Origin of the sequence: Marinobacter sp. NP-4(2019) (assembly GCF_003994855.1) — a bacterium.
Taxonomy (GTDB): domain Bacteria; phylum Pseudomonadota; class Gammaproteobacteria; order Pseudomonadales; family Oleiphilaceae; genus Marinobacter.
The window spans coordinates 3656186-3680454 of record NZ_CP034142.1 but is presented as its reverse complement, the minus strand read 5'-3'; the positions used below and the strand labels follow the sequence as shown (position 1 = coordinate 3680454).

General features: G+C 58.3%; 25 protein-coding genes. 9 read left to right on the top strand and 16 right to left on the bottom strand.

Annotation, left to right across the window (positions count from 1 at the left end; genetic code table 11):
* Nucleotides 1–79 precede the first annotated feature (79 nt).
* From EHN06_RS16820 to hisF, 5 genes are all read left to right on the top strand, one after another.
* The gene (locus tag EHN06_RS16820) at nt 80–541 is read left to right on the top strand and encodes an SRPBCC family protein (protein WP_127333671.1); all 462 of its coding nucleotides are present in this window, start codon (nt 80–82) and stop codon (nt 539–541) included.
* A 113-nt stretch (nt 542–654) separates the two neighbouring features.
* Nucleotides 655–1248: an imidazoleglycerol-phosphate dehydratase HisB gene (hisB, locus tag EHN06_RS16815; RefSeq protein WP_012136788.1), complete on the top strand. Its 594-nt coding sequence runs from the start codon at nt 655–657 to the stop codon at nt 1246–1248.
* Between the two features lie 27 nt (nt 1249–1275).
* A complete protein-coding gene (gene hisH, locus EHN06_RS16810) occupies nt 1276–1917 on the top strand; it encodes an imidazole glycerol phosphate synthase subunit HisH (RefSeq protein ID WP_127333670.1) in 642 nt (213 codons plus the stop codon).
* Nucleotides 1911–2648, top strand: a complete 738-nt coding sequence (gene hisA, locus EHN06_RS16805; RefSeq protein WP_127333669.1) for a 1-(5-phosphoribosyl)-5-[(5-phosphoribosylamino)methylideneamino]imidazole-4-carboxamide isomerase — start codon at nt 1911–1913, stop codon at nt 2646–2648. Before hisH ends, hisA begins: the two co-directional genes overlap by 7 nt.
* Before the next feature lie 11 nt (nt 2649–2659).
* Nucleotides 2660–3433 carry an imidazole glycerol phosphate synthase subunit HisF gene (gene hisF / locus EHN06_RS16800; RefSeq protein WP_127333668.1) on the top strand — a complete coding sequence of 258 codons (774 nt, stop codon included), beginning with the start codon at nt 2660–2662 and terminating at the stop codon, nt 3431–3433.
* Between the two features lie 64 nt (nt 3434–3497).
* Here hisF and EHN06_RS16795 read toward each other — a convergent pair whose 3' ends face one another.
* The 4 genes from EHN06_RS16795 to gpmM all read right to left on the bottom strand — a co-directional run bounded on the left by EHN06_RS16795 (nt 3498) and on the right by gpmM (nt 8516).
* Nucleotides 3498–4313 carry a divergent polysaccharide deacetylase family protein gene (locus tag EHN06_RS16795; protein WP_416332563.1) on the bottom strand — a complete coding sequence of 272 codons (816 nt, stop codon included), beginning with the start codon at nt 4311–4313 and terminating at the stop codon, nt 3498–3500.
* Between the two features lie 11 nt (nt 4314–4324).
* Nucleotides 4325–5716: a S41 family peptidase gene (locus EHN06_RS16790; RefSeq protein WP_127333667.1), complete on the bottom strand. Its 1392-nt coding sequence runs from the start codon at nt 5714–5716 to the stop codon at nt 4325–4327.
* A 110-nt stretch (nt 5717–5826) separates the two neighbouring features.
* Entirely contained in the window at nt 5827–6960 is a 1134-nt protein-coding gene (locus tag EHN06_RS16785; RefSeq protein ID WP_127333666.1) for a murein hydrolase activator EnvC family protein, read from the bottom strand.
* Nucleotides 6961–6968: 8 nt separating this feature from the next.
* Entirely contained in the window at nt 6969–8516 is a 1548-nt protein-coding gene (gpmM, locus tag EHN06_RS16780; protein WP_127333665.1) for a 2,3-bisphosphoglycerate-independent phosphoglycerate mutase, read from the bottom strand.
* Between the two features lie 143 nt (nt 8517–8659).
* On the opposite strand from gpmM, the gene EHN06_RS16775 reads away from it, so the two are divergent.
* The gene (locus tag EHN06_RS16775; protein ID WP_127333664.1) at nt 8660–9076 is read left to right on the top strand and encodes a rhodanese-like domain-containing protein; all 417 of its coding nucleotides are present in this window, start codon (nt 8660–8662) and stop codon (nt 9074–9076) included.
* A gap of 61 nt (nt 9077–9137) precedes the next feature.
* Entirely contained in the window at nt 9138–9638 is a 501-nt protein-coding gene (secB, locus tag EHN06_RS16770) for a protein-export chaperone SecB (RefSeq protein ID WP_127333663.1), read from the top strand.
* An 82-nt stretch (nt 9639–9720) separates the two neighbouring features.
* Here the strand turns inward: secB and trmL are convergent, their stop codons facing one another.
* The 4 genes from trmL to traF all read right to left on the bottom strand — a co-directional run bounded on the left by trmL (nt 9721) and on the right by traF (nt 13966).
* Nucleotides 9721–10185, bottom strand: a complete 465-nt coding sequence (gene trmL, locus EHN06_RS16765) for a tRNA (uridine(34)/cytosine(34)/5-carboxymethylaminomethyluridine(34)-2'-O)-methyltransferase TrmL (RefSeq protein WP_127333662.1) — start codon at nt 10183–10185, stop codon at nt 9721–9723.
* A 4-nt stretch (nt 10186–10189) separates the two neighbouring features.
* Entirely contained in the window at nt 10190–11368 is a 1179-nt protein-coding gene (locus EHN06_RS16760; RefSeq protein WP_127333661.1) for an acetyl-CoA C-acetyltransferase, read from the bottom strand.
* A 124-nt stretch (nt 11369–11492) separates the two neighbouring features.
* Nucleotides 11493–12614, bottom strand: coding sequence for a multifunctional CCA tRNA nucleotidyl transferase/2'3'-cyclic phosphodiesterase/2'nucleotidase/phosphatase (locus EHN06_RS16755; protein ID WP_127333660.1), 1122 nt, complete (start codon nt 12612–12614; stop codon nt 11493–11495).
* 86 nt (nt 12615–12700) lie between these two features.
* Nucleotides 12701–13966, bottom strand: coding sequence for a conjugal transfer protein TraF (gene traF / locus EHN06_RS16750; protein WP_127333659.1), 1266 nt, complete (start codon nt 13964–13966; stop codon nt 12701–12703).
* Nucleotides 13967–14223: 257 nt separating this feature from the next.
* Here traF and EHN06_RS16745 point away from each other — a divergent pair, with 257 nt between their 5' ends.
* A complete protein-coding gene (locus EHN06_RS16745) occupies nt 14224–14757 on the top strand; it encodes an LPP20 family lipoprotein (protein WP_127333658.1) in 534 nt (177 codons plus the stop codon).
* Nucleotides 14758–14771: 14 nt separating this feature from the next.
* The gene (locus EHN06_RS16740; RefSeq protein ID WP_206075677.1) at nt 14772–15965 is read left to right on the top strand and encodes a flagellar assembly protein T N-terminal domain-containing protein; all 1194 of its coding nucleotides are present in this window, start codon (nt 14772–14774) and stop codon (nt 15963–15965) included.
* Here the strand turns inward: EHN06_RS16740 and EHN06_RS16735 are convergent, their stop codons facing one another.
* The 8 genes from EHN06_RS16735 to yegQ form a co-directional block, all read right to left on the bottom strand.
* The gene (locus tag EHN06_RS16735; RefSeq protein ID WP_127333656.1) at nt 15966–16427 is read right to left on the bottom strand and encodes a SufE family protein; all 462 of its coding nucleotides are present in this window, start codon (nt 16425–16427) and stop codon (nt 15966–15968) included.
* Nucleotides 16428–16982: a putative Fe-S cluster assembly protein SufT gene (gene sufT, locus EHN06_RS16730; RefSeq protein WP_127333655.1), complete on the bottom strand. Its 555-nt coding sequence runs from the start codon at nt 16980–16982 to the stop codon at nt 16428–16430. It lies immediately after the preceding gene.
* Between the two features lie 140 nt (nt 16983–17122).
* Complete coding sequence (locus tag EHN06_RS16725) at nt 17123–17476, bottom strand: HesB/IscA family protein (RefSeq protein WP_127333654.1); 354 nt, start codon at nt 17474–17476, stop codon at nt 17123–17125.
* A gap of 13 nt (nt 17477–17489) precedes the next feature.
* The gene (locus EHN06_RS16720) at nt 17490–18743 is read right to left on the bottom strand and encodes an aminotransferase class V-fold PLP-dependent enzyme (RefSeq protein ID WP_127333653.1); all 1254 of its coding nucleotides are present in this window, start codon (nt 18741–18743) and stop codon (nt 17490–17492) included.
* Between the two features lie 6 nt (nt 18744–18749).
* Nucleotides 18750–20036, bottom strand: coding sequence for a Fe-S cluster assembly protein SufD (gene sufD / locus EHN06_RS16715; RefSeq protein WP_127333652.1), 1287 nt, complete (start codon nt 20034–20036; stop codon nt 18750–18752).
* Between the two features lie 11 nt (nt 20037–20047).
* A complete protein-coding gene (gene sufC, locus EHN06_RS16710; RefSeq protein ID WP_127333651.1) occupies nt 20048–20824 on the bottom strand; it encodes a Fe-S cluster assembly ATPase SufC in 777 nt (258 codons plus the stop codon).
* A gap of 63 nt (nt 20825–20887) precedes the next feature.
* On the bottom strand, nt 20888–22336 hold the full coding sequence (gene sufB / locus EHN06_RS16705) for a Fe-S cluster assembly protein SufB (protein WP_127333650.1): 1449 nt from the start codon (nt 22334–22336) through the stop codon (nt 20888–20890).
* A gap of 482 nt (nt 22337–22818) precedes the next feature.
* Nucleotides 22819–24138, bottom strand: a complete 1320-nt coding sequence (gene yegQ / locus EHN06_RS16700) for a tRNA 5-hydroxyuridine modification protein YegQ (RefSeq protein WP_127333649.1) — start codon at nt 24136–24138, stop codon at nt 22819–22821.
* Nucleotides 24139–24269 lie beyond the last annotated feature (131 nt).

Below are 24269 nucleotides of genomic sequence, written 5' to 3'. Positions count from 1 at the left end.
AGGCCAAAATAGCGAACTGTTTTCTGACAATAGCGTGTAACAAGTTTAACAACTCTACAAAGACAAAAAGGAGCTGGCTGTGGCTATCACTGTATCGATCGAGCTGAACCGGGAACTGGATATACCGGGCAGTTACGATGATGTGTTCGACCTTCTGGCTGATGTGCCCCGTTCTGCCAGTCACTTCCCGAAAGTGGACAAACTGGTGGACCTTGGCGATAACGCCTATCGCTGGGAGATGGAGAAAGTCGGTGTCGACAAGCACGCCATTCAGTCCGTCTATGCGTGTAAATATTCCGCAGACAAGAGCGGCGGCAGGATTACCTGGGAGCCGGTAAAAGGTGAGGGCAACGGTGTGGTCCGTGGCTCCTGGACGATTACCTCCAAGGGGGATAGCGCCACCGCCGTCAAATTCCAGACCAGTGCCGAACTCACCGTGCCACTGCCCGGCATGCTGAAGCTGGCCATCAGTCCGGTCATCAAGCATGAGTTCAACAGCCTGGTCGATACCTATATGAGCAACCTGAAGAAAGCCTTCTGATATCAGACTATCAATGCCATTGAAGGTCATGGTGGGACTCGGGGATGCAGAAAAGGTATAATCCGCAAATAATCAGTTTCCGGCAATTTGCCTATTCATAACCTGGAGTCCCCATGGCCGAACGTAAGGCTCGGGTAGAGAGAAATACCCTCGAAACGCAGATCACCGTCGAGATCAACCTCGATGGCACCGGGCAATCCACCTTTGATACCGGTGTGCCCTTCCTTGAGCACATGATGGATCAGATCGCCCGCCATGGTCTGGTGGATCTGAACATTGTCTCCAAGGGTGACCTGCACATCGATGACCACCACACGGTGGAGGACATCGGTATCACCCTGGGCCAGGCCTTCAAGCAGGCCGTTGGCGACAAGAAAGGTATCCGTCGATACGGCCACGCCTATGTACCGTTGGATGAAGCGCTGTCACGGGTTGTGATCGACCTGTCTGGCCGTCCCGGCCTGATGATGGATGTTCCCTACACCCGCGCTGCCGTGGGTGGCTTTGACGTGGACCTGTTCGAGGAGTTCTTCCATGGTTTCGTGAACCACTCGATGGTGAGCCTCCACATCGATAACCTGAAAGGCAAGAATACCCACCACCAGATCGAGACGGTATTCAAGGCCTTCGGCCGCGCACTGCGCATGGCTATCGAGATGGACGAGCGCATGGCGGGTATTACTCCGTCCACCAAGGGCTCACTGTAACCGGTCACCGAAGGACACCGCATTACCATGAAAACCGTTGCCATTATCGACTACGGCATGGGCAACCTTCACTCTGCCAAAAAAGCGGTAGAGCATGTAGCCCCCGACGCCACCGTACTGGTCACCGACAATGCCGATCGGATCCGTGAGGCTGACCGGGTAATCCTGCCCGGCGTCGGCGCCATCCGCGATTGCATGGCCGAAATTCGCCGTTTAGGGGTAGACACTCTGGTGCGCGAAGTGTCGCAGGACCGCCCGTTCCTGGGCATCTGCGTCGGCATGCAGGCGCTGATGTCCCGCAGCGAGGAAAACGGTGGGGTTGACTGTATCGATCTGTTCCCGTCCCAAGTGCGTTACTTCGGTGACAATTTGACGGAAAACGGCGAACGCCTGAAAGTGCCACACATGGGCTGGAACGAGGTCTACCGGACCATCGAACACCCGCTCTGGCACAATATTCCCGATGGCGACCGCTTCTACTTTGTGCACAGTTACTACGTCGAAGCCGAAGGCAACGCCGACATCGCCGGCCGCAGTCATTATGGCGTCGACCTCGCCGCTGCGGTGGCGAAAGACAACATCTTTGCAGCGCAGTTCCACCCCGAGAAAAGTGCCCGGGCTGGGCTGCAGTTACTGAAGAACTTTACTGACTGGACTGGAAAATGCTGATTATCCCCGCCATTGATCTGAAAGACGGCAAATGCGTTCGCCTGCGCCAGGGCCGCATGGACGACTCCACCGTGTTCGGTGACGATCCCGTCGATATGGCCACCCGCTGGGTGGAGGCCGGCGCTCGCCGTCTGCACCTGGTCGATCTGAACGGCGCCTTCGCCGGTGAGCCGGTCAACGGTGAAATCGTCCAGGCCATCGCCCGCAAGTACCCGGATCTGCCGATCCAGATTGGTGGCGGTATCCGCTCTGCGGAAACCATCGAGGCGTACCTGAAAGCGGGAGTACAATGGGTAATCATTGGCACCAAAGCGGTGAAGGAGCCGGACTTCGTCACTGAAATGTGCAAGGAATTTCCAGGCCACATCATTGTCGGGTTGGACGCCAAAGATGGTCGGGTCGCTACCGATGGCTGGGCGGAAGTCTCGGAAGTCATGGCTACCGATCTGGCGAAGCGCTTCGCCAACGATGGCGTCGACTCCATTGTCTACACCGACATCAGCCGTGACGGCATGATGCAGGGCGTCAATGTCGAAGCGACGGCGGCACTGGCGGAAGCCGGTGGCATCCCGGTCATCGCCTCCGGCGGCGTCACCAACATGGACGACCTGAAACGTCTGGCGACCATGGCCGACAAGGGCATTCTTGGCGCCATCACCGGTCGTGCCATATACGAGGGCACCCTGGACGTGGCGGAGGCCCAGGCCTACTGCGACAGCCTCAAGGCATAAGGACACACACTATGGGACTGGCCAAACGCATCATTCCCTGCCTGGACGTAGACAAGGGCCGCGTGGTGAAAGGCGTGAACTTTGTCGATATCCGCGACGCGGGTGATCCCGTGGAGGTGGCCCGCAAATACAACGAGCAGGGTGCGGATGAGATTACCTTCCTGGACATTACCGCCAGCCATGAAAGCCGTGACACCACCTATGAAACCGTGGAACGTATGGCGGCGGAAGTCTTCATCCCGCTGACCGTGGGTGGCGGCGTGCGTACCGTCGAAGATATCCGCAAACTGCTGAATGCGGGGGCAGACAAGGTCTCCATCAACACCGCTGCAGTATTTAATCCGGAGTTCGTGCGGGAAGCCGCCGAGCGCTTTGGCAGCCAGTGCATTGTGGTGGCGATTGATGCCAAGCGGGTTTCAGCGGAGGGTGAAGCGCCGCGTTGGGAAATCTTTACCCACGGCGGCCGCAAACCGACCGGTCTGGATGCGGTGGAATGGGCGCGCAAGATGACGGAGTTGGGCGCCGGCGAACTGCTGCTGACCAGTATGGATCGGGATGGTACCAAGATTGGCTTTGATCTGGGCCTGACCCGCGCGGTTAGTGACGCAGTATCAGTGCCAGTGATTGCTTCCGGTGGGGTTGGTGAGTTACAGCATCTGGCGGATGGGGTAACCGACGGTGGCGCGGATGCGGTGCTGGCGGCTTCGATTTTTCACTTTGGGCAGCACACCATTCCTGAGGCCAAGGCGTTTATGAAGGCTCAGGGGATTGAGGTCAGGGAGTAGGCGGCAGAGCTTTGTCGGATTACGGCTGCGCCTAATCCGACGCCCCGGGCATCATCGGGTCCCTCTATTCACCTCTCGCGTAGGCCGGTCGGATGGCCCGCTTCTCACCTTCCGCAAACATCGGTCGATTATTATTCCGGATGGCCCACAGGCCGCTCACCGTTGCAATGGCGATGCCTTGCTCATCCAGCTTTGGCAGGTTTTTCTCAAGGTAGTCTACGGTCACCTTGTGTGGGTGGCCAATGCCGATGGCGCTGCCATTCTCGCGCGCCCGTTTTATCAGCAGCCTGAACTGTTGGTCGACAAATTCCTCAGTCTGCTCGTGGTCCAGAAAGACATCCCGGGTGAGGGTTGGTATGCGATAGGCGTCAGCCACCTGGCCGGCAATCGACGAGGCAATGGTGCGGCTGTCGACAAAGTACACCGGGTAAAGGTCCAGCTCGGACATCACCCAGTCCATGGGCTGCAATTGTTGGGTCAGCAGGCTGCCCATGTGATTGTTCACGCCTTTTACGTGAGGGATCGACTGTAAGGCCCGGCGCAGTGTGGTTTTCAGGCTTTGCCTGTCCATATCCGACGTTAACCCACCGGGGCCCAGCCCGAAATTCCGGGTATTCGCCATCGGTGCGTGGAGCATGACTTCCTTGTGCTTATGATGGGCCAGCTTTGCCAGGGCTACCGTGTGCCGACGATAGGGCAGGAAGGCCAGGGTGACCGGTTGCTCCAGGTTGGCCAGGCGCTTGCCTTCGTACAGATTATGGCCCATGTCATCGATGATGATGGCAATGGTCGGTGGCATCCCTCCCTTGCGGGCCGGTCCGGGCTCTTCGGCCCGGACTACGGACGCCAGCAGCGTTGCGACCAGCACTGATATCAGCAGTCTCAAGGGCTTTATTCCGTTTTATCAGCGCGGGACCCACGCTTGTCCAGAATTTTCAGGCCCTTGAGCAGGTTAAGTGCTGAGCGTAGCTGGTAATCCTGCTCCGCTGCGGACGTTTCCTGTTGCTCAGTTTTGGGGGCTTCCTCTCCCTCAGTCTGGCCTTCCAGGTGTCCGCTCAGGTCTGCTTCGGTGAAGAAGGGGCGGCCATCAATCTCCTGAAGTTCAGCGGGTTTGACTTCAATGTCCGGCTTGATGCCTTTGGCCTGGATAGATCGACCATTCGGGGTGTAGTAGCGGGCGGTTGTCATCTTGATAGCATGGGTTTCGTCCAGGGGGATGACGGTCTGAACACTGCCCTTGCCGAAGGACTGGGTGCCCATGACCACCGCGCGTTGATGGTCCTGGAGCGCACCGGCGAGGATTTCCGAAGCAGATGCCGAGCCCCCGTTGATCAGTACGACAATGGGGGTGCCTTCCATGATGTCCCCGGCCTTGGCGTTGAAGCGCAGGCGGGAACTCTGTATGCGGCCTTCGGTATAGACAATCAGGCCCCCGTCGAGCAGGGCGTCTGCCGCCTCAACCGCCGCCTGCAGGACGCCGCCCGGGTTGTTGCGAAGGTCAATCACCAGGCCATCAAGGTCGTTGCCGTATTCTTCTTCCAGCTTGTTCAGGGCGTCGACAAACTGGCTTCCGGTATCGGCCTGAAACTGGGTAATGCGGAGATAGCCATACCCGTTATCGATCATGCGGGATTTGATGCTGGTTACCTTGATGATGTCACGCTCAACATCGATTTCGATCGGGGCGCTTTCACCTTCGCGCATGATGGTCAGGGTCAGAACAGTGCCGGGTTTGCCGCGCATCAGCTTGACCGCTTCTTCCAGGGACATGCCCTTGACCGGCTGGTCGCCGAGCTTGATGATCAAATCGCCGGCCTGTACGCCCGCCTTCTGTGCCGGAGTGTCGTCAATGGGGGCAATCACCTTGACGAAACCGTCCTCCATACCCACTTCGATGCCGAGGCCACCGAACTCACCGGATGTGCTCTCCTCAAGCTGTTCGTAATCCTTGGGAGCAAGGTAGGTGGAGTGGGGGTCCAGCTCGGACAGCATGCCCTTGATTGCGCTTTCCAGCAGTTCCCGGTCTTCTACTTCTTCCACATAGGCGTCCTTGATGCGGCTGAAGACTTCAGTGAACTTGCGGAGGTCGTCGAGGGGGAGCTGTTTTTCCGGGTCGGGGAGCTGGATCTGGACCTGTTCACCACTCTGGACGCCTTCCAGAAGTTCGCCGGTGCGGTCATCGGTTTCCTGGGCGTGAATCAGGCCGGGAAAAGCAATAAAGCAGGTAATCAGAGTCAATGCGCGGATGGTTTTGGTGTTTTGTGTACTTCTGGCCCGTCTCATTCACTTATCCTGTGTTTATTCCGATGGTTGAGCAGTCCCCTGTATACCGGGACAGTATGGCGTCACTGGTCGGGTTTGTCAGCCCTCGCGCCCGATAACCGGAAGTGTGTCTATTTTGCCAGCCAGCTACGGGGATTCACCGGCTTACCGTTGCGGCGAATTTCAAAATACAGTGCCGGATCCTCGGTGCCACCGGTGCGTCCTGCAGCGGCAATGGCCTCGCCAGGTTCAACCCAGTCGCCGGGGCTGGTGTAGAGGCTGCTGCTATGGCCGTAGAGTGTCATGTAGCCATCGCCGTGGTCGACAATCGTCATCAGGCCGAAGCCCCGTAACCAGTTGGCAAAGACCACCCTGCCATAGTGTATGGCTTTGATGTCTGCGTCTTCGGAGGTGTTCATCAGCAGCCCGTTGCGGCGGAGTTTGCCGTCGGCATAGGGCGCACCAAATCCACTGAAAACCTTGCCTTTGGCGGGCCAGGGGAGTCTGTTTTTCAGTGACTTGAAGGGGGCAGACTCATTGGGTGCCGGGATGTTGGCTATGGCCTCTTCCACTTCGCGCAGCAGTTTCTCCAGGCGCTCCCGGTCAGCTGCCAGCTCCTTGCGCTCATCCTTCCTTTCGCGGATTTCCTTGTCCAGAGCGGCGAGTGTTTGTTTGCGCTGGGCCTTATTGCGGGTGAGCTTTTTCTGGCGTTCCGCCACATCGGCTTCCAGCTTGCCCAGTTTGACGCGGGTGGCCTCTGCCTGTTGTTGGGTTTCTCTCAACTGGCGCAGATTGGCGTTGAACACCTCAAGACGCTGAACGGTGTCCCGGCTGAGATATTCATAATAGGTCATGGTGCGGGCGATCCTGTCGGGATCAATCTCGTTGAGCAGGACTTTCACCGCAGGCGCATCGCCTTCCATCCAGGCGGCACGAATCTGCTTTTTCAGGCTTTCGCGCTGGCTGTTCAGGGTGCGGTTCAGCTCTTTTTCTTCCTGCTGCAGATTTGCCAGGCGCCGTTGCTGCGCTTCCGCCTGTTGGCGTAGCTCTCTGCGTTCACGGGTCAGGCGGCTGATATCCTGCTCAATGCCGGTCAGTTGCCTTTCAAGCGACGAACGGTCCTCTTCGGCATTTGCCAGCCATTGGTCAATGTCGGCAATCTGTTCCTTCAGCTCTTCAATCTGGCCGGGCGTGACGTCCTGGTTAGCCAGTGCTGGCAGCGCATTGAGTATCAATGCCGCTGCCAGTAACCGTGGGGAAAACAAGCGATCTCTCAACCGATGTTTACCAGGCTGTGCCCGGTCATTTCCGCTGGCGGCTCCAGACCCATGAGGGTCAGCAGGGACGGCGCTACATCGCTCAGGCTGCCGTCGTCCTTCAGGGTAACCTGGCGCGGACCGGTGTAAATCAGTGGTACGGGGCCAATGGTATGGGCGGTGTGGACCTGCCCGGAGTTGGGGTCGGTCATTTGCTCGCAATTGCCGTGGTCCGCCGTAATCAGTGCCTCGCCACCCACTTCGTCGAGCGCTTCCACAACACGCTTCACGCATTGGTCGAGACACTCTGCGGCCTTGATGGCTGCGTCGAGTTTGCCAGTGTGGCCGACCATGTCCCCGTTGGCATAGTTGCACACCACCAGGTCGTATTTGCCGCTCTTGATAGCTTCCACCAGCTTGTCGGTGACTTCCGGTGCACTCATTTCCGGCTGCAGGTCATAGGTCGCTACTTTTGGAGAGGGCACCAGGATCCGGTCTTCGCCTTCAAACGGTGTTTCAAGGCCGCCATTGAAGAAGAAGGTGACATGGGCATACTTCTCGGTCTCCGAAATGCGCAATTGGGTTTTGCCCAGTTTGGATACATACTCTCCCAAGCCGTTAACCAGCTGCTCGGGCGGATACGCGCAGGCCGTTTTGATATCGGCAGCGTACTCGGTAAGCATAACGAAGTCCGCCAGTTCCGGGTGCTTGCGGCGTTCGAAGCCGTCGAAGTCCTTCTCCACGAAAGTGCGGGTCATTTCCCGCGCACGATCAGCGCGGAAGTTCATGAACAGTACGGCGTCACCGTCGTTGATGGTACCCTCTGGTTCGCCCGCTTCATGGATTCGGGTCGGTTTGACGAACTCGTCGTTCTCGCCGCGCTCGTATGCCAGTTCCAGGGCAGACACTGGATCTGTGGCGGTAAATTCAGCGTCGCCGGTGGTCATCAGGTTGTAGGCGGCTTCCACGCGGTCCCAGCGGTTATCCCGGTCCATGGCGTAATAACGGCCTACAATGGAGGCCACACGACCTACGCCCAGGCTTTTCATTTTGGCAGCGGCTTTCTCCAGGGATGGCTTGGCGCTGCGCGGCGGCATGTCACGGCCATCAAGGAAGGCGTGAATATAGACTTCTTTTGCGCCCCGGGCCGCGGCCAGTTCGGCGGCGGCCAGAATGTGGTCTTCGTGACTGTGTACGCCGCCGGGCGACAGCAGGCCCATCAGGTGCACAGCACGACCGCTGCTCACGGCCTTGTCGATTGCCGCGCACAGTGTCGGGTTGCTGGCGAAGGTGCCGTCTTCCAGATCTTTGTCGATGCGGGTCAGGCTCTGGTAAACCACGCGGCCGGCGCCCAGATTCATGTGGCCGACTTCGGAGTTGCCCATCTGGCCCTGTGGCAGTCCCACAAACATACCGGAGGTGTTGATCAGGGTTTTGGGCTGTTGCTGCCAGAGCTTGTCCCAGAACGGGGTGTTGGCGTTGCTGATGGCATTGTCTTCGGCAGGGTCACGGTGGCCCCAGCCGTCCAGAATAATCAGTGCAGTCGGCTTACGCGTTGCGGTCATCACTTAATCCGGTATGGTTTGGAAGTTTGTAAACGGGAGTGCAGATTCTAACCGTTTTCATTCCGCTAGGCCACGGAGGTCTGCCTTCTGTCACTGGTTCAGGGTGTGTATAATCCCGCCAAACTAATTAACTGGGTGTTTTCATGGACAGGTTTATTGAATTTGCCGTCAACCACTACATTCTGGTATCGCTTTTCGTCGCGTTCCTGCTGGCGATTCTTGTGCTGGAGTCCCGTCGTGGCGGGCAGAAAATCTCAGCCCAGGGTGCGGTGAGCCTGATCAACCGTGATGAAGCCGTGGTGGTGGATATCCGCGACCGCAAAGAGTTTGGTGAAGGCCGTATTGCCGGCTCCGTGAACATCCCACTCAACGCGATCAAGAGTCGCGCCAGCGAGTTGAAGAAGTTCAAGGACAAGCAAATCATCGTGGCGGATAAAATGGGCCAGCATTCCGCCATGGCGGTGAAACAACTGAAAGCGGAAGGGTATGAGAACGTGGTTCGTCTCAATGGTGGCATTGCCGACTGGAAAAGCAGTAACCTTCCACTGGTCAAGAAGTAAATACTTAATATAAAAATGGGGGCCCTGGTGGTCACCATCAGAGAAACGAAAAGGATTGAACATGGCTGAGAATCAGCAAGGCGCAGCAGGCAGCGATAACCAGAACCAACCCCAGTTCGCGCTTCAGCGTATCTATGTGAAGGACCTGTCTTTCGAATCACCGAATTCCCCCCTGGTTTTTCAGGATCAGTGGAAGCCGCAGGTGAACCTGGATCTGAATACCTCTCACAACAAGGTAAGCGACAATCAGTACGAGGTTGTGCTGTCGTTGACCGTGACCGCGAAGGTAGGCGAGAAAGTGGCCTACATTGTAGAAATTCAGCAGGCGGGTGTATTCATGGTCCAGGGTATTGAAGGCCCGCAGTTGGGCCAGATGTTGGGCGCCTACTGCCCGACGATCCTGTTCCCGTACGCCCGTGAGTCAATCGACGGCATCGTGAACAAGGGCAGCTTCCCGGCCCTGATGTTGGCTCCGGTCAATTTTGATGCGATCTACGCCCAGGCGCTCAAGCGCAAGCAGGAAGAGGGTGAAGGCGCATCGAAGGAAGAGCAGACCCACTGAGGTTCGACTTCAGATATCTGCGTCCATAAAAAAACCGGCATCTGCCGGTTTTTTTATGTCTGGCTGAAGGGGAGGCCCGGGGTCAGACCGCGCCTTCAAAGCCCAGTTGTCGCCAGGCTTCGTAAACCACCAGGGCGGCTGTGTTGGACAGGTTCAGACTGCGGCTTTGTGGCCGCATCGGAACCCGCAGGCGATGCTCCGGTGGCAGTCCGTTCCGGATGTCCTCTGGTAGCCCGCGGGTTTCCGGACCGAACATCAGGTAATCGCCATCCTGGAAGCGGGCTTCGTGGTAGTGCCGGCTGCCCTTGGTGGTGAGCCCGAACAGCCTCTCCGGCAGCTCGCTATCGAGAAAGGCGTGATAGTTCTTATGCACTTTCACAGTGGCGTACTCGCTGTAATCCAGCCCTGCCCGCCGCATCTGTTTGTCCTCAAGGTTAAACCCCAAGGGCTCAATCAGGTGAAGCTGGCAGCCGGTATTGGCGCAGAGCCGGATAATATTTCCGGTGTTGGGGGGTATCTCCGGCTCGTACAGCACCACATGCAGCATGCAATCAGCGCTCGACCGCCAGGGCAACACCCATGCCGCCCCCAATGCACAGGGTGGCCAGCCCCTTCTTTGCGTCGCGGCGCTGCATCTCGTGCAGCAGTGTGACCAGAATGCGACAGCCGGAGGCACCAATCGGGTGGCCGATGGCAATGGCGCCGCCGTTTACGTTGACCTTGCTGGTATCCCAGCCGAGGTCGCGGTTAACGGAGATCGCCTGGGCGGCGAAGGCTTCGTTGGCTTCCACCAGATCCAGATCATCGACGCTCCAGCCGGCCAGTTTCAGGCAGCGCTGGCTGGCGGGAATCGGGCCGGTGCCCATGATGGTGGGATCCACGCCGGCGTTGGCGTGTGCCTTGATGGTGGCCAGCGGCGTCAGGCCCAGTTCCTTTGCCTTGTCGGCGCTACATACGATAACGGCTGCGGCACCATCGTTCAGGGATGAGGCGTTGCCGGCGGTGACCGTACCATCCTTCTGGAAGGCCGGGCGCAACTTGCCCAGACCTTCGGCAGTGACGCCATCACGGGGATTCTCGTCCTGGTCGACGACCAGCGGATCGCCCTTGCGCTGAGGAATGCTGACCGGAACAATCTGACTGTCAAAATAGCCGGCATTGCGGGCGGCAACCGCTTTCTGCTGGGATGCCGCAGCAAACTCATCCTGCTCTTCCCGGCTGATGCCGTATTTCCCGACGATGTTCTCGGCGGTGACGCCCATGTGGTAATCATTGAACGCATCCCACAGGCCATCCTTGATCATGGTATCGACCATGTTCCAGTCACCCATGCGTTGACCGTTGCGGCTGTTGGGCAGTACGTGGGGCGCCTGGCTCATGCTTTCCTGGCCGCCGGCGATCATCAGCTCGGCGTCACCGGTGCGGATGGCCTGGACCGCCATGTGAACGGCCTTGAGGCCGGAGCCGCAGACCTTGTTGATGGTCATGGCCGGTACGGAAGCCGGGATGCCGGCATTGATTGCAGCCTGGCGGGCCGGGTTCTGGCCGCAGCCGGCGGTCAGAACCTGCCCCAGGACCACTTCGTTGATCTGGTCAGCCGGGACGCCGGTTTCCTCCAGCAGTGCCTTGATCACGGCGGACCCCAGTTGGTCGGCACGCAGGCTGGAAAGGCCTCCGCCGAAGCTGCCGACGGCGGTACGTTTGGCGGCTACGATGACAACATCACGCATGGATTTTCTCCGGTTCTGAAAGGCGCAAGGCAAAGCTGTTCGCCCGCGCGGGTAGGATAATACTTGTCCGCATTGTAGCGGAAAGCCGTGACGCACCAAAGCAGCGGTTGGTGTACTGGCATTTTCAGTGCGGGTGTTTTGGTATCAGCTCGGCGATGCGGTGTAACCGTTCCCGCCGGATAGCCTCCCCCAGACCCTTGCCCTTATGCCCTTGCGTCATCAGCTCTCTTGCATCGACGGCGGCCGCAACGCCGGCAGACTCCTGCAGCAGATTCACGGCTGCCCCGTACCGAAGGGGCAGGGAGCATCTGAGAGCCGTCAGTAGCCGCTGGAATCTTTCTGGTCGCCGCCAGGTATCGGCTTCATCAAGCAGGGCCAGGATGCCTTGTTCGGTCATCCCTGCGTCTGCCTGTTCGCGAAGCTCCGGTGCCAGCCGGCTGGCAAGGCGTGCCATTTCCTGGCAATCGTTCGGGGCCTTGAGTGCCCGCGCCCGTTGACTGGTCTGGTCCTCGGGCAGGTGAGACAGCAGCGCAGCAAAGCGGGTTGCGGTATCAGTGTCACGGGCGGAAGCACAGTTAAGGGATGCCAGGGCTGGTGTCAGCACGGAGGCGTCGGACAGTTCCGGGATAAGAACCGCTAGGGCGTGACATGCCTGAAGCACGTTAAAGAAAGTAACGGGATCGTTTTCGTGAAGGGCTCGCTGGATTTCCTGCCAGACCCGCTCCGGTACCAGGTGATCGACCTCGCCGGACCCCGTCATCTGCTGCATGAGTTTCATGGTGCTGTCTGCCACATGAAATCCCATCGGAGCCAGACGAGCTGCGAAACGGGCGGTACGGAGTATTCTCAGAGGGTCTTCCGCAAAGGCTTCTGAAACGTGACGCAATCGCAGCGCTTCGATATCGGCCTTGCCATTGAATGGGTCTATCAGTTCTCCGGACGTGGACCTGGCCATGGCATTGATGGTCAGATCGCGGCGCCTGAGATCGTCTTCCAGAGTAACGTCCGGCGCGCTATAGACAGTAAAGCCATGGTAGCCCCGGCCATCCTTTCGTTCGGTACGCGCAAGGGCGTATTCCTCGCGGGTAGCGGGGTGCAGGAACACTGGGAAGTCGGCGCCAACCTGTTTGAAACCCTGTTTTAGCATCTCCTCAGGGGTGGCGCCAACGACGACCCAGTCGCGGTCCTTGACTTCCAGGCCGAGCAGTTCATCCCTCACCGCGCCGCCAACCAGATAGATCTCCATGGATCCCGAAGTTCTCCAATACCGGAAAATGATCCGTGGATTATCGGCGGTAGCGGCGGCCGAGGCAAACCGTACTCCTGGCTTAGTTAGAAGGCTGCACCCAGTTCGATGGCTACACCTGTGTCCGCGTCGCTGAACAACGCGCCGATATCCAGACGAGCGCCAAATGGCGACAGGCCGATACCGGCGGTGAGCTGGGTTCTTTCCTCAATGCCGTCGTTATTTTCGTTGCTGGCGAGGTTCTGGCGGACGCCGGCCCGTAACTGGGCGTAGTTGAATGCATCGAATTCCGCGCCAACGGCCAGCCACTGGGTGTCATCCTCATAGCCAAAGGCTTCCTTTTCGGTCAGATCCAGCTCGGCGGTCAGCACATGGAAGTCGCCTTTGTGGGCAATGCCGGCGGTGACCATGGGATGGAGTTTGAGCTTTCTCTTTTCTTCACCCAGTTCCGGGCGACTGGCGGCCGACTCCAGATCCATCGGGATGGCGTTCTTTATAATGGCGCCGGCGGTCCACTCATTATTGTCACCAAAGGCATAGGCCGCTCCAAGGTCGAAGTTCAGTCCGCTTTTGGTGGTCTCGAAATCATCGCTGTCGAAGTCGTCGTCCTCAAAGCCGGAAACCGTTTCCGTGTACTGGAATGTGCGCAGCTGAACGTACTTCGGTGAAAAACCGATCTGGAATTTGTTGCCATCTGCAAGTTCCACGGAGCGGGCGAGTGAGACGCCAACCTCGAACACTGCCGAGGCAAGAATTCTGCCGCGGGATAGCAGATCCCGATCCAGGTCAGCCGTGGCCAGTGTCGCCTCGTCCGCGGTTTCCAACTGCTGAAGGAAAGCATCATCCTGTTCATCGAATTCGCCACGAACCGTTGCCCGCAAATTGCCAGTGGAGAAAAAGCCGACTGAGGACTCGTCGGTGGGGACCGACGCAGCGATAGCCAGTCCGACGTCAGCGCGAACTGTGTCTTCGTCGAACTCGTTGAGTTGACGGCGTAGATCGCCAGCAATACGACGGGCTTCATCGGGGTCGGAGGTGCGGTCCATCTCCTGGAAGCGGTCAATGTTGGCCTGGATATCGTCGATCTGGTCTACGGTTTCTTCTTCGTCTGCGAAGCGGGCATTGACGGATGGAAGAATCAAACCAAAGTCATCGGCCCCGTTGTGCTGATCGGCAGCCAGCATCGCCGGGTTGGATAATCCTGCTGATGCTGGATGTGCCACTGCCACGCCGGTACCACCCATGGCAAAAGAGCGGGAAGACATGGGCTGTTGGGGGCTTGCCATGGTTGCGGTCGTAGCGAATGAAAGTCCGATAGCAATGGCCAACTTGGTCAAACGGTTTTCGGTCATGTGTTTTCCTGTTGTGTTTTTGGAGTTTTCATAGGGTCAGACGTTACACGGAAGTCAGGTTACGGTGGTTCCAGCTATTTCGCATGGGTGAACGGGTAACGGTTTGTTTTGATGATGTAAATGGCGGTATCTTTTTGCCGCTTGCGGCTTGAAGGTAAAAGGCCATCACGGCAATTTTTCCGTTAATCAATGGCCTGCAAAACATGGCGCGATTTTTTCATAGGGGTTTCGCACATGAGATTTTTCGGAGATTGGACATGACCCTGCGCTGGATTTTCGTATCTGTGTTGGTTGCTGTGATGGCCGGGTGCGCGCCGTTTGGGGAGTACCCGAGTAGCAGTGACGACCGCAGCCTGGAGCCGATTACGGTACGGGTGAGTGGTTTCGGAACCTATGAGGATGCATCCAGGGACCGTTTAAACACCCGGAAGCGATTGCTGGCGCGACGTGCGTCTCAGCTGGATGCCTATCGCAATCTGGCGGAGCGAGTTTACGGTACTGTCATCTATGGCAGCTCCACCGTGAGCGATTTTGTGCTGAACAATGACATGTTCCGTACTTACGTGGACAGTTATATTCGAGGCGCCAAAATGGTGGCGGTCAATGAGCACAGTGATGGCGTTATTGAGACCGTGATGGAGCTGAAGCTGGAGCCACGGTTCCGTTCCTGTGTTGCGGAAGTGTCTGATTCGCAGGTTCAGGACCTGTGTCCGGTTCCCATGCCACGGGGTAACGACAGTGTTGGGGATGTGCAAAGCCGCAGCGTTGACTCCCTGTACTATCTCGACTGAGTGACCAAAGCATTATGAACACCGTCCGTATACTGCTTGTATTGACCCTGCTGGCCGTACCTACGGCACAGGCTGTTGTGCTGGAGGGGGTGGGGCACGCCACCATTCATGGTGGTAACGTGGATGCCGCCCGTGACAAGGCCCGCAAAGCCGCACTGCGGGACGTCGCGCTGCAGTATGAAGCACAAATCAGCAGCCGGGACACGATGGAGAACGGCGTCGTCACTGAATCCCGGCTACAGGTGGCGTCTTCGGCCCGCGCCCGGGATGCCCGTATCGTGGATGAGTACCGCCAGGGTGACTTGCTGCGGGTTACGGTCAGGGCGGATATGTCTGAAAGCAGTCATTGCAGCGCCGGCGAGGCGTCAGGTCTGAAAAAGCGAGTGGCCGTCACCGGTTTCCCGATTCTGTATCCGGACCAGGCGCGGGTTGGCCGCATCGGCGATGCCGGCGAAATCTTGCCGCAACAGTTGCAGACCTCCTTGCGGGAATCCGGTCGCCTCCAGGTATACCGAGCCACTACGTCCCGGCTGTTCCGGGATCTGCTGAATGCGCCCACCCGGCAGCAGTTTGATAACCGGTTGACCAATGTTGTCCAGGTAGCTCGTGAGCTGGACGTTCAGTTCGTGGTGACGGGCGTAATTCGCGATCTCGGTGTGTCGGATCCCTCGGCCTGGGGGACGTCCGTGCTGGACAGGATGCAGCGGGGGGCGGGCTTGGCGAATCAGAATCGACGTTTTGTGGCGGACATGATGGTGTTTGATGGCTTCAGCGGTGCGCCGATCTATCAGCAACGGTTTGCCACGGAGGCCCAGTGGGATGCCGGTCCCGGTGCGTCCGCCGGTTTTGATTCGGCTGGATTCCAGGAAACACAGTATGGTCAGGCGGTGGGTGAGCTGATGGCCGACATGGGCGCGGCGGTCCAGGAAGCCCTCGCCTGTCAGCCGTTTATCACTCGCATTACTCGTGTCGATGGCAGCAAGGTGACGCTGGCATCCGGCGCTACGGCCGGCCTGCGTCCGGGCGATGAACTGAACCTGTATCGGAGTGAGAGCTTCTTCGATTCACTCGGGGGAACGCCGGAGCTGTCCGACAGCCAGACTCGGCTGATCCTGAACAATGTTCACCCGGATTTCAGCAACGGCACGATGCCGTTGTCCGGCGGTGAGATCAATATTCAGCGGGATGACGTTGCCATCGTCTGGTAATCAGGCGGTGGCAACCCTGGCGGCGGTATCGCGGATCTTGCCAACCATGGCCCGAAGACCATTGCCCCGGGTCGGGGAGATGTGACGGAACAGGTCCAGCTGCTCGAACAGTTCATCAATGTCGGTGGCCAGCAGATCCCTTGGGCTCTTGCCATTGAGGGCCACCAGGATGATGGCGGCCAGTCCGCGCACGATCATGGCATCCGAGTCGATCAGCAGATACAGTTTGCCACTGTCTTCATCGTAGTGATGAATCAGCCACACCTGGCTCTGACAGCCGTGCACGTAATTTTCCTCGGTACGGGCTTCATCCGGGAATGACGGCAGCTGCTTGCCAAGGTCAATGATAAAGGCGTAACGCTCTTCCCAGTCGTCCAGAAACTCGAAGCCGTCCAGCACGTCTTCCAGAGTGGTGTCTTTTCCGAGCGGATTGTTAAGAAAGGTTTGTTCGCAGGCAGTCATTTACAACATCCCCAGTTCCAGCTTGGCTTCGTCGGTGAGCATGTCGTTGTTCCACGGCGGATCAAAGGTCAGGTCAACCGTCACCTTGTCGACATTGGGGACATGCTCGACCTTGCGCTGGACATCATCGGTGATCACCGGGCCCATACCGCACCCCGCGGCGGTCAGGGTCATTTTGATGTAGACGTGGTTGCCGTCGGGGTTGCCATCGAGAACGCCATTCTCGATTTTGCATTCGTAGATCAAACCGAGGTCCACCACGTTGACCGGAATTTCCGGGTCGTAGCAGTTGCGCATGGCTTCCCACACCTGATTCTCGTTAACGGTGCCGTCTTCCGGGGTGTCAAAGCTGCTTTCCAGAGGCTGCTTGCCAAGGGCGTCGGCGTCGTGACCCTCAATGCGGGCAAGATTGCCGTTGACCGCAACGGTAAAGGTGCCACCCAGTGACTGTGTGATGGTCACAAAGGTATCCGACGGAATCATGATTTCGGTTCCGGCAGGAACAAGGCGGGCTTCCACCTCGCGTTTGGTCAGGACAACTTCCCGTTCTTGCATGCCTGTTCTGGCCTCGCTGTTTTCTGTCTTTGGTGTCGGATTACGCTGCGCTCATTGTGCCGTTCACCGGTAAATCCGACCTACGGTTGTTTTTCTCCCTCTCCCCTCGCGGGAGAGGGCCGGGGAGAGGGGGCAATAATTCATGCCACCGTAAAACTCTCGCCACATCCGCACTCGGCGGTCGCGTTCGGATTGCGGAACTGGAACATGGAGTTCACGCCTTCGGTCACGAAATCAATCTCGATGCCGTTCACCAAGGGCAGGTGTTCCTCTTTCACGTACACGTCCACGCCATCAATGTGAAACACCTTGTCATCGGAGGCGGCTTCTTCCACCCAATGTGTCTCGTACTTGAAACCGGAGCAGCCACTCTTCTTGATGGCGAGCCGGATACCCCTGGCTTCCGGCTTCTTGTCCAGTTGCTTGCGTACGTGCTTGACCGCGCTTGGCGTCATGGTGACGGCAACGGTCGGGGTGAAGACTTCGGCTGTCATAATTCCACCTCCATCAGGCAAACAGGCGCTGGATTTTCTGCAGGGCTGTGAACAATTGTTCCACCTCATCCAACGTATTGTAAAACGCAAAGGAAGCCCGGGCTGTACCGGGAACTCCGTAGAAATCCATCAGCGGCATCGCGCAGTGGTGACCGGTACGGATGGCAATGCCCTGCTGATCCAGCAGCGTTCCTATATCACTGGGGTGTAGACCGGCGATTTTAAAGGACATGACCGGGGCCTTGTGCTTCGCGGTGCCGATGATTTCCATGCCGGGTACGGTTTCCACCAGTTGATTGGCGCGATCCAGCAGGGCCTTTTCTGCAATCTCCAGCGCACGGCGATCCAGGCGGTTTACATAGTCAATGGCGGCGCCCAGGCCGACGGCTTCGGCCACCGCCGGGGTGCCGGCCTCGAACTTGTAGGGCAGGATGTTCCAGGTGGTGCGCTCAAAGGTCACCCGCTCAATCATCTCGCCGCCGCCCTGATAAGGCGGCATCTCTTCCAGTAGCTCGGCCTTGCCATAAAGTACGCCGATGCCGGTCGGTCCGAACAGCTTGTGGGCCGAGAACGCGTAAAAGTCGCAGCCCAGCGCCTGAACATCCGGCTGATAATGGGGCACGGCCTGAGCACCATCCACCAGGGTAATGATGCCGCGGGCCTTGGCCTGTTTTACCAGCGCGGCCACCGGGTTGACGGTGCCAAGCGCGTTGGATACATGGGTTATGGCAAAAATACGGGTGCGTTCATTCAGCAGGCTGTTGAACGAATCGAGATCCAGTTCGCCTTCCGGTGTGATCTGGACCGGCACGACTTTTGCGCCGGTCCTCTCGGCAACCATCTGCCAGGGCACGATATTGGCGTGGTGCTCCATCCGGCTGACCAGAATCTCATCGCCGGCTTTCAGGCGAGGGGCCAGGCCGTTGGCGACCACGTTAATGGCTTCGGTGGTGCCGCGGGTCCAGATGATTTCCCGGGTGCTTTCGGCATTGAGAAAGCCGCGGACGGTTTCCCGTGCGCCTTCAAATGCGGTAGTCGCCCGGTCACCGAGGGTGTGGGCACCCCGGTGTACGTTGGAGTGCATCTCGCGGTAATAACGGTCCATGGCATCCAGCACGGCCACCGGCTTCTGGGCGGAAGCGCCATTGTCCAGGTATACCAGCGGCTTGCCGTTCACCTGCTGCGACAGGATCGGAAAATCCTGGCGAATGGCGTCAACGTCAAACGCTGTTTTCTTGGCTGTGTTGGCCACGGACAGATCTGTCATAACCGGTCACGCCCCCTCGAATGTCTGATCAAAGAACTGGTTCAGTCGGGTGTGGGCGGTATCCCGTACCTGCTCCACCGGAATCTGCCCGACCAGTTCGTTAATAAACGCCATGGTGAGCAGAACGTTGGCTTCCCGCCGGCCTATACCGCGGGATACCAGGTAGAACAACGATACTTCATCCAACTGGCCGATCGTTGCGCCATGAGCACACTTGACGTCGTCCGCGTAGATCTCAAGTTCAGGCTTGGTATCTATCTCTGCACCGTTAGACAGCAGCAGGTTCTTGTTGTTCATGTCCGCATTGGACTTCTGGGCGTCCTGATGGATATGAATGCGGCCATTGAACACGGCGTGGGACTGATCCGCTGCAATGTTGCGGTAAGTTTCTTCGCTGTTGCAGTGGGCTGCCACGTGCTCGATGGTGGTGTGGTTGTCATAATGCTGTTTGCCCTGGGTTACGACCACGCCATTGAGCTTGCACTCGGCGCCTTCGCCTTCCAGGCGAACCTGCAGGTCGTGCCGGCGCAACGGGCCACCAAAGCCGACACAGTGGCTTTCAAAGCGTGAGCTGCGTTGCTGGCGTACGCCGGTTGCGCCGATGTGCTGGACATTATCGCCTTCCATATTGAGGCGGATGCTGGTGACGTTGGCGCCGTCTCCCAGGGTGAATTCCGTGACCGTATTGACCATGACGGATTCACTGCCGCTGGAGATGTATTCCTCCACCAGAGTGATCTGGCTGTGGCGGCCGGCATCCACGAAAATGCGCGGATACGCGGAACCACTGGCATCGGCATTGACTTCATGGACGATGAACAACGGCTGGTCCAGCACGGCATCCGGCTTCAGGCGGATCAGCAGGCCGTCCTCGAAACGGGCGGAGTTGAGCCGGGCCATCTGCACGGCTTTGTTGTCGAGGGTGCTGTCCATGCGTTCCGCCAGACTGGCGGCCTCGTCGTCATCCAGGTCGCCAAAGCGTTCAATGGTGATGCCGTCCAGGTCCGGGTAGTCACTGGCTTCCGGCATCATCACGCCGTTCAGGAACGACACCTTGTAACCAGGCACCGCCAGGCTGCTGCCGGCTTTGTGTTCAGCCGGCAGTGAAATGGCCATGTCGTCGGTCAGCTTCAGGTACTTGCTGGAGTACTTCCAGTTTTCCGTTTTGCGGGTCGGCAGTGGCATGTCCACCAGGGCCGTGCCCCGTTGTTTGCGCAGCGCCAGCAGCGGCTCAGGCAGTGACTGCCCGGCCGGATGAAGGAACGCGGCGGAAAGTGTTGGTGCTGGTTTCATTCCGCTCTCCCTCAATTGACTGAGTTGGCTGCCGCTTCTTCGTCATCTTTGATGCCGAGCCAGCCGTAACCGCGTTCTTCCAGTTCCAGGGCCAGTTCACGACCACCGGACTTGACAATCTTGCCGCCGGCCAACACGTGCACATGATCCGGCACAATGTGGTTCAGCAGGCGCTGGTAGTGGGTCACCATCAGGATGGCCCGGTCTTCGGCGCGCAGGGCGTTGACACCGTTGGAAACAACCTGAAGGGCGTCGATATCGAGACCGGAATCGGTTTCGTCCAGAATTGCCAGCTTCGGCTGCAACAGCAGGGCCTGCAGGATCTCGTTACGCTTTTTCTCGCCGCCGGAGAAGCCTTCGTTTACGCCACGCTTGAGGAAAGCCGGGTCCAAATCGACCTGCTTGGATACTTCCTTTGCCAGCTTCATGAACTCCGCCGCATTCATCTCGGGCTCACCCTTGTGATGACGCATGGCGTTCACTGCGGTACGCAGGAACTGCAGATTGCTGACGCCGGGAATCTCCACCGGGTACTGGAATGCCAGGAAAATGCCTTCGCGGGCGCGCTCCTCGGTTTCCAGGTCCAGCAGGTTTTCGCCGTTCAGGGTGATTTCACCTTTGGTGATCTCAAATGCCTCGTTACCTGCCAGCACCTGGGACAGGGTACTCTTACCAGAGCCGTTGGGGCCCATGATGGCGTGAACTTCCCCGGCCTTGATTTCCAGGTTGATGCCCTTGAGGATTTCCTTGCCCTCAACGGAGGCGTGCAGGTTCTTGATACTGAGCATTTGTCGGGTTCTCTCTTCTCTAAACTGTATGAATTCGATTATCTGCCGGTGTGCGGGCCGCTGTTAACCAACGGAGCCTTCGAGGCTCACTTCCAGCAGCTTGCCGGCTTCGACCGCAAATTCCATCGGGAGCTCTTTGAACACTTCCTTGCAGAAGCCGTTCACGATCATGGAAACCGCCTGCTCCGGGTCGATGCCACGCTGGCGGCAGAGGAACATCTGCTCGTCACTGACCTTGGAAGTGGTGGCCTCGTGTTCAACAATGGCGGACTTGTTCTTGCTCTCGATGTACGGGAACGTGTGGGCACCGCAGCGGTCGCCGATCAGCAGCGAGTCACACTGGGTGTAGTTGCGGGCGCCTTCTGCGCCGGGGCCGAATTTCACCAGGCCGCGGTAGGCGTTGGAGCTTTTACCGGCGGAAATACCCTTGGAGATGATGGTGCTGGAGGTGTTTTTGCCCAGATGCACCATCTTGGTACCGGTGTCGGCCTGCTGGTGGTTGTGGGTCAGTGCCACCGAATAGAACTCACCGACGCTGTTGTCACCACGCAGTACGCAGCTCGGGTATTTCCAGGTCACGGCGGAGCCGGTTTCGACCTGGGTCCAGGAGATCTTGGAGTTCTTGCCAATGCAGGCGCCGCGCTTGGTGACGAAGTTGAAGATGCCGCCCTTGCCGTTTTCATCGCCGGGATACCAGTTCTGAACGGTGGAGTACTTGATCTGGGCATCGTCCAGGGCAACCAGTTCCACCACCGCCGCGTGCAGCTGGTTTTCGTCGCGCATGGGAGCGGTACAGCCTTCCAGGTAGCTGACGTAGCTGCCTTCGTCGGCGATGATCAGGGTACGCTCGAACTGCCCGGTGTTGGCCGCATTGATGCGGAAATAGGTGGACAGTTCCATGGGGCAACGTACGCCCTTGGGTACATAGACGAAGGTGCCGTCGGAAAATACGGCGGAGTTCAGGCCGGCGAAGAAGTTGTCACCGTGGGGCACAACAGAACCCAGGTATTTCTGAACCAGCTCCGGATAATCGCGGATGGCTTCGGAAATCGAGCAGAAAATCACCCCGGCCTTGGCCAGTGGCTCCTTGAAGGTGGTGGCCACGGATACCGAGTCGAACACGGCATCAACGGCGACCCCGGCAAGCTTTTCGCGCTCGTGCAGCGGAATGCCCAGTTTCTCGTAGGTTTTCAGCAGTTCCGGATCCACTTCGTCCAGGCTCTGGGGCATGTCTTCCTTGCGCTTGGGCGCGGAATAGTAGGAGATCGAGTTATAGTCGATCTTCGGGTAGCCCACGTGAGCCCAGTTGGGCTCGTCCATTTCCAGCCAGCGACGATAGGATTTCAGACGCCACTCCAGCATCCATTCCGGTTCTTTCTTGATCCCGGAAAGGCGGGCGATAACGTCTTCATTCAGTCCGGGCTCGAACGTATCGGATTCGATGTCTGTTACGAAACCGTGTTCGTATTCCCGTTTGATCAGCTCGTTCACCTCTTGGTCGGTGGTCGCCATGATCGTCGCTCCGTATTCTCTCATCGTGGGCTTGTGGCCCTTGGTGTCGCCGCCAGTCACGTTGTCGGATCTGACAGGCGGATGTCATCAGTTTGGGTGTTGCAGTGGTCGCTCATCCTGTGAGTACGCCCTGCAATCGGTTGTTGGATGCCGGATTTTCCTCGCCCGCCTGCCGCTCTGGGGCAGGGTAAAAGGGGCGGATCCACCTCTTCTGGCGAGCGATTATACAATACCAGAGTAAAATAGTCAGGTATTAAATTGAACGCAGGGTGATTATACCTTAATCGGCCCATGGGGCACTAAGGGTGTGGCAATCGGGGTAATAGTCTGGTCGTTTTCAGGACTGAACTGGTCGGGGGAGGGCGTCGGGCGGGTCTGCCTCCCAAAACACGCCGTGAACCCATCCATGGGGGCTCCGTCTTGCCATCCCTGGCAAGACAGGGTTTTGGGAGGCAGCCCCGCCCGACGCCTCAGACTAATTGCTATTCTCCGGTGGGCAGGATTCGGGTGAGGTAGCTGTGATCAAGCGATGCCGGCAGTGCCTCAGGTCTGGGAATTCGAACGAAATGACCGCTGCCTGGGGCGTGGCTCATAGCCTCGCCATTCCGGTTTTCCATCGCATCGGCAGAGAAACGAATGTTGCCCGCAGGTGTAACCAGTTCCAGTTGATCGCCCGGGGCGAATTTGTTTTTGACGTCGATGGTCAGCCATCGGTCGTCGGTGTCGGCGATGGTTCCGACAACCTGTTGGGTGCCGAGGAACGAGGAGCCCTGTTCATAGGTCTGGTATTCCCGCGGCAGGTGGCGGCGCAGGAAGCCTTCGGTGTAGCCGCGGTTGGAGAGGGCTTCGAGTTCGTTCATCAGGCTCATGTCGAACGGCTTGCCATTCACGGCTTCGTCGATGGCACGGCGGTAGACCTGGGTGGTGCGGGCGACGTAGTAGGTGCTTTTGGTGCGGCCTTCGATTTTCAGGGAGTGCACCCCCATCTTTGCCAGTTCCGCTACGTGCTGGACAGCGCGCAGGTCTTTGGAGTTCATGATGTAGGTGCCGTGCTCATCCTCGTAAGCGGGGATGAAACTGCCGGGGCGGTTGGGTTCTTCCAGCAGGATTTCTTTTGGCTCTACTTCCTGAGCGCCGTTGGTGGCGGAGGTGGCAATCAGGTCGCCGGTGTGGTCATGGGTGTGTTGCACTTCCTTGTAGTCCCAGCGGCAGGCGTTCGTGCAGGCGCCCTGGTTGGCGTCGCGGTGGTTCATGTAACCCGACAGCAGGCAGCGGCCGGAATAGGCCATGCACAGTGCGCCGTGGACGAATACCTCCAGTTCCATTTGCGGCACTCTCTCGCGGATTTCACGGATCTCGTTGAGGGCCAGTTCCCGTGACAGGATCACGCGGCTGATGCCCTGGCGCCGCCAGAACTCCACCGTGGCCCAGTTGACGGCATTGGCCTGTACGGATAGGTGAATCGGCTGTTCTGGCCATTTTTCCCGCACCTGCATGATCAGGCCCGGATCGGACATGATCAGGGCGTCCGGTTTATGTGCGATGACCGGTTCGAGGTCTCGCAGGTAGCTTCGTACCTTGTCGTTGTGTGGTGCGATGTTGGACACCAGGTAAAACTGTTTGCCCAGTTGGTGAGCCCTTTCAATTCCTGTAGCCAGAGCCGCAATGTCCCTGAAACTGTTATTGCGTACTCTCAGAGAATAGCGCGGCTGACCGGCGTATACAGCGTCGGCGCCATAGGCGAATGCGGTTTCCAGGTGTTCGGGAGTGCCCGCAGGGGCGAGTAGTTCCGGGGTATTCATCGGGGCTCCGGGAGGGGAATTTGGCTGGGCATTTTGCCTTAACCGGAATTCCATTCCTTGATCCTGCTCAAAGGTCTTATTGATTGTTTTCGGCTAACATGTGTACGCTATTTGCATTGGCATATCGGGCC

Coding starts and splice junctions, on each gene's coding strand:
- hisB (WP_012136788.1), top strand. CDS start 655: ATGGCCGAACGTAAGGCTCGGGTAGAGAGAAATACCCTCGAAACGCAG.
- hisH (WP_127333670.1), top strand. CDS start 1,276: ATGAAAACCGTTGCCATTATCGACTACGGCATGGGCAACCTTCACTCT.
- hisA (WP_127333669.1), top strand. CDS start 1,911: ATGCTGATTATCCCCGCCATTGATCTGAAAGACGGCAAATGCGTTCGC.
- hisF (WP_127333668.1), top strand. CDS start 2,660: ATGGGACTGGCCAAACGCATCATTCCCTGCCTGGACGTAGACAAGGGC.
- EHN06_RS16790 (WP_127333667.1), bottom strand. CDS start 5,716: ATGAGACGGGCCAGAAGTACACAAAACACCAAAACCATCCGCGCATTG.
- gpmM (WP_127333665.1), bottom strand. CDS start 8,516: ATGACCGCAACGCGTAAGCCGACTGCACTGATTATTCTGGACGGCTGG.
- EHN06_RS16775 (WP_127333664.1), top strand. CDS start 8,660: ATGGACAGGTTTATTGAATTTGCCGTCAACCACTACATTCTGGTATCG.
- secB (WP_127333663.1), top strand. CDS start 9,138: ATGGCTGAGAATCAGCAAGGCGCAGCAGGCAGCGATAACCAGAACCAA.
- trmL (WP_127333662.1), bottom strand. CDS start 10,185: ATGCTGCATGTGGTGCTGTACGAGCCGGAGATACCCCCCAACACCGGA.
- EHN06_RS16760 (WP_127333661.1), bottom strand. CDS start 11,368: ATGCGTGATGTTGTCATCGTAGCCGCCAAACGTACCGCCGTCGGCAGC.
- EHN06_RS16755 (WP_127333660.1), bottom strand. CDS start 12,614: ATGGAGATCTATCTGGTTGGCGGCGCGGTGAGGGATGAACTGCTCGGC.
- traF (WP_127333659.1), bottom strand. CDS start 13,966: ATGACCGAAAACCGTTTGACCAAGTTGGCCATTGCTATCGGACTTTCA.
- EHN06_RS16745 (WP_127333658.1), top strand. CDS start 14,224: ATGACCCTGCGCTGGATTTTCGTATCTGTGTTGGTTGCTGTGATGGCC.
- EHN06_RS16740 (WP_206075677.1), top strand. CDS start 14,772: ATGAACACCGTCCGTATACTGCTTGTATTGACCCTGCTGGCCGTACCT.
- EHN06_RS16735 (WP_127333656.1), bottom strand. CDS start 16,427: ATGACTGCCTGCGAACAAACCTTTCTTAACAATCCGCTCGGAAAAGAC.
- sufT (WP_127333655.1), bottom strand. CDS start 16,982: ATGCAAGAACGGGAAGTTGTCCTGACCAAACGCGAGGTGGAAGCCCGC.
- EHN06_RS16725 (WP_127333654.1), bottom strand. CDS start 17,476: ATGACAGCCGAAGTCTTCACCCCGACCGTTGCCGTCACCATGACGCCA.
- EHN06_RS16720 (WP_127333653.1), bottom strand. CDS start 18,743: ATGACAGATCTGTCCGTGGCCAACACAGCCAAGAAAACAGCGTTTGAC.
- sufD (WP_127333652.1), bottom strand. CDS start 20,036: ATGAAACCAGCACCAACACTTTCCGCCGCGTTCCTTCATCCGGCCGGG.
- sufC (WP_127333651.1), bottom strand. CDS start 20,824: ATGCTCAGTATCAAGAACCTGCACGCCTCCGTTGAGGGCAAGGAAATC.
- sufB (WP_127333650.1), bottom strand. CDS start 22,336: ATGGCGACCACCGACCAAGAGGTGAACGAGCTGATCAAACGGGAATAC.
- yegQ (WP_127333649.1), bottom strand. CDS start 24,138: ATGAATACCCCGGAACTACTCGCCCCTGCGGGCACTCCCGAACACCTG.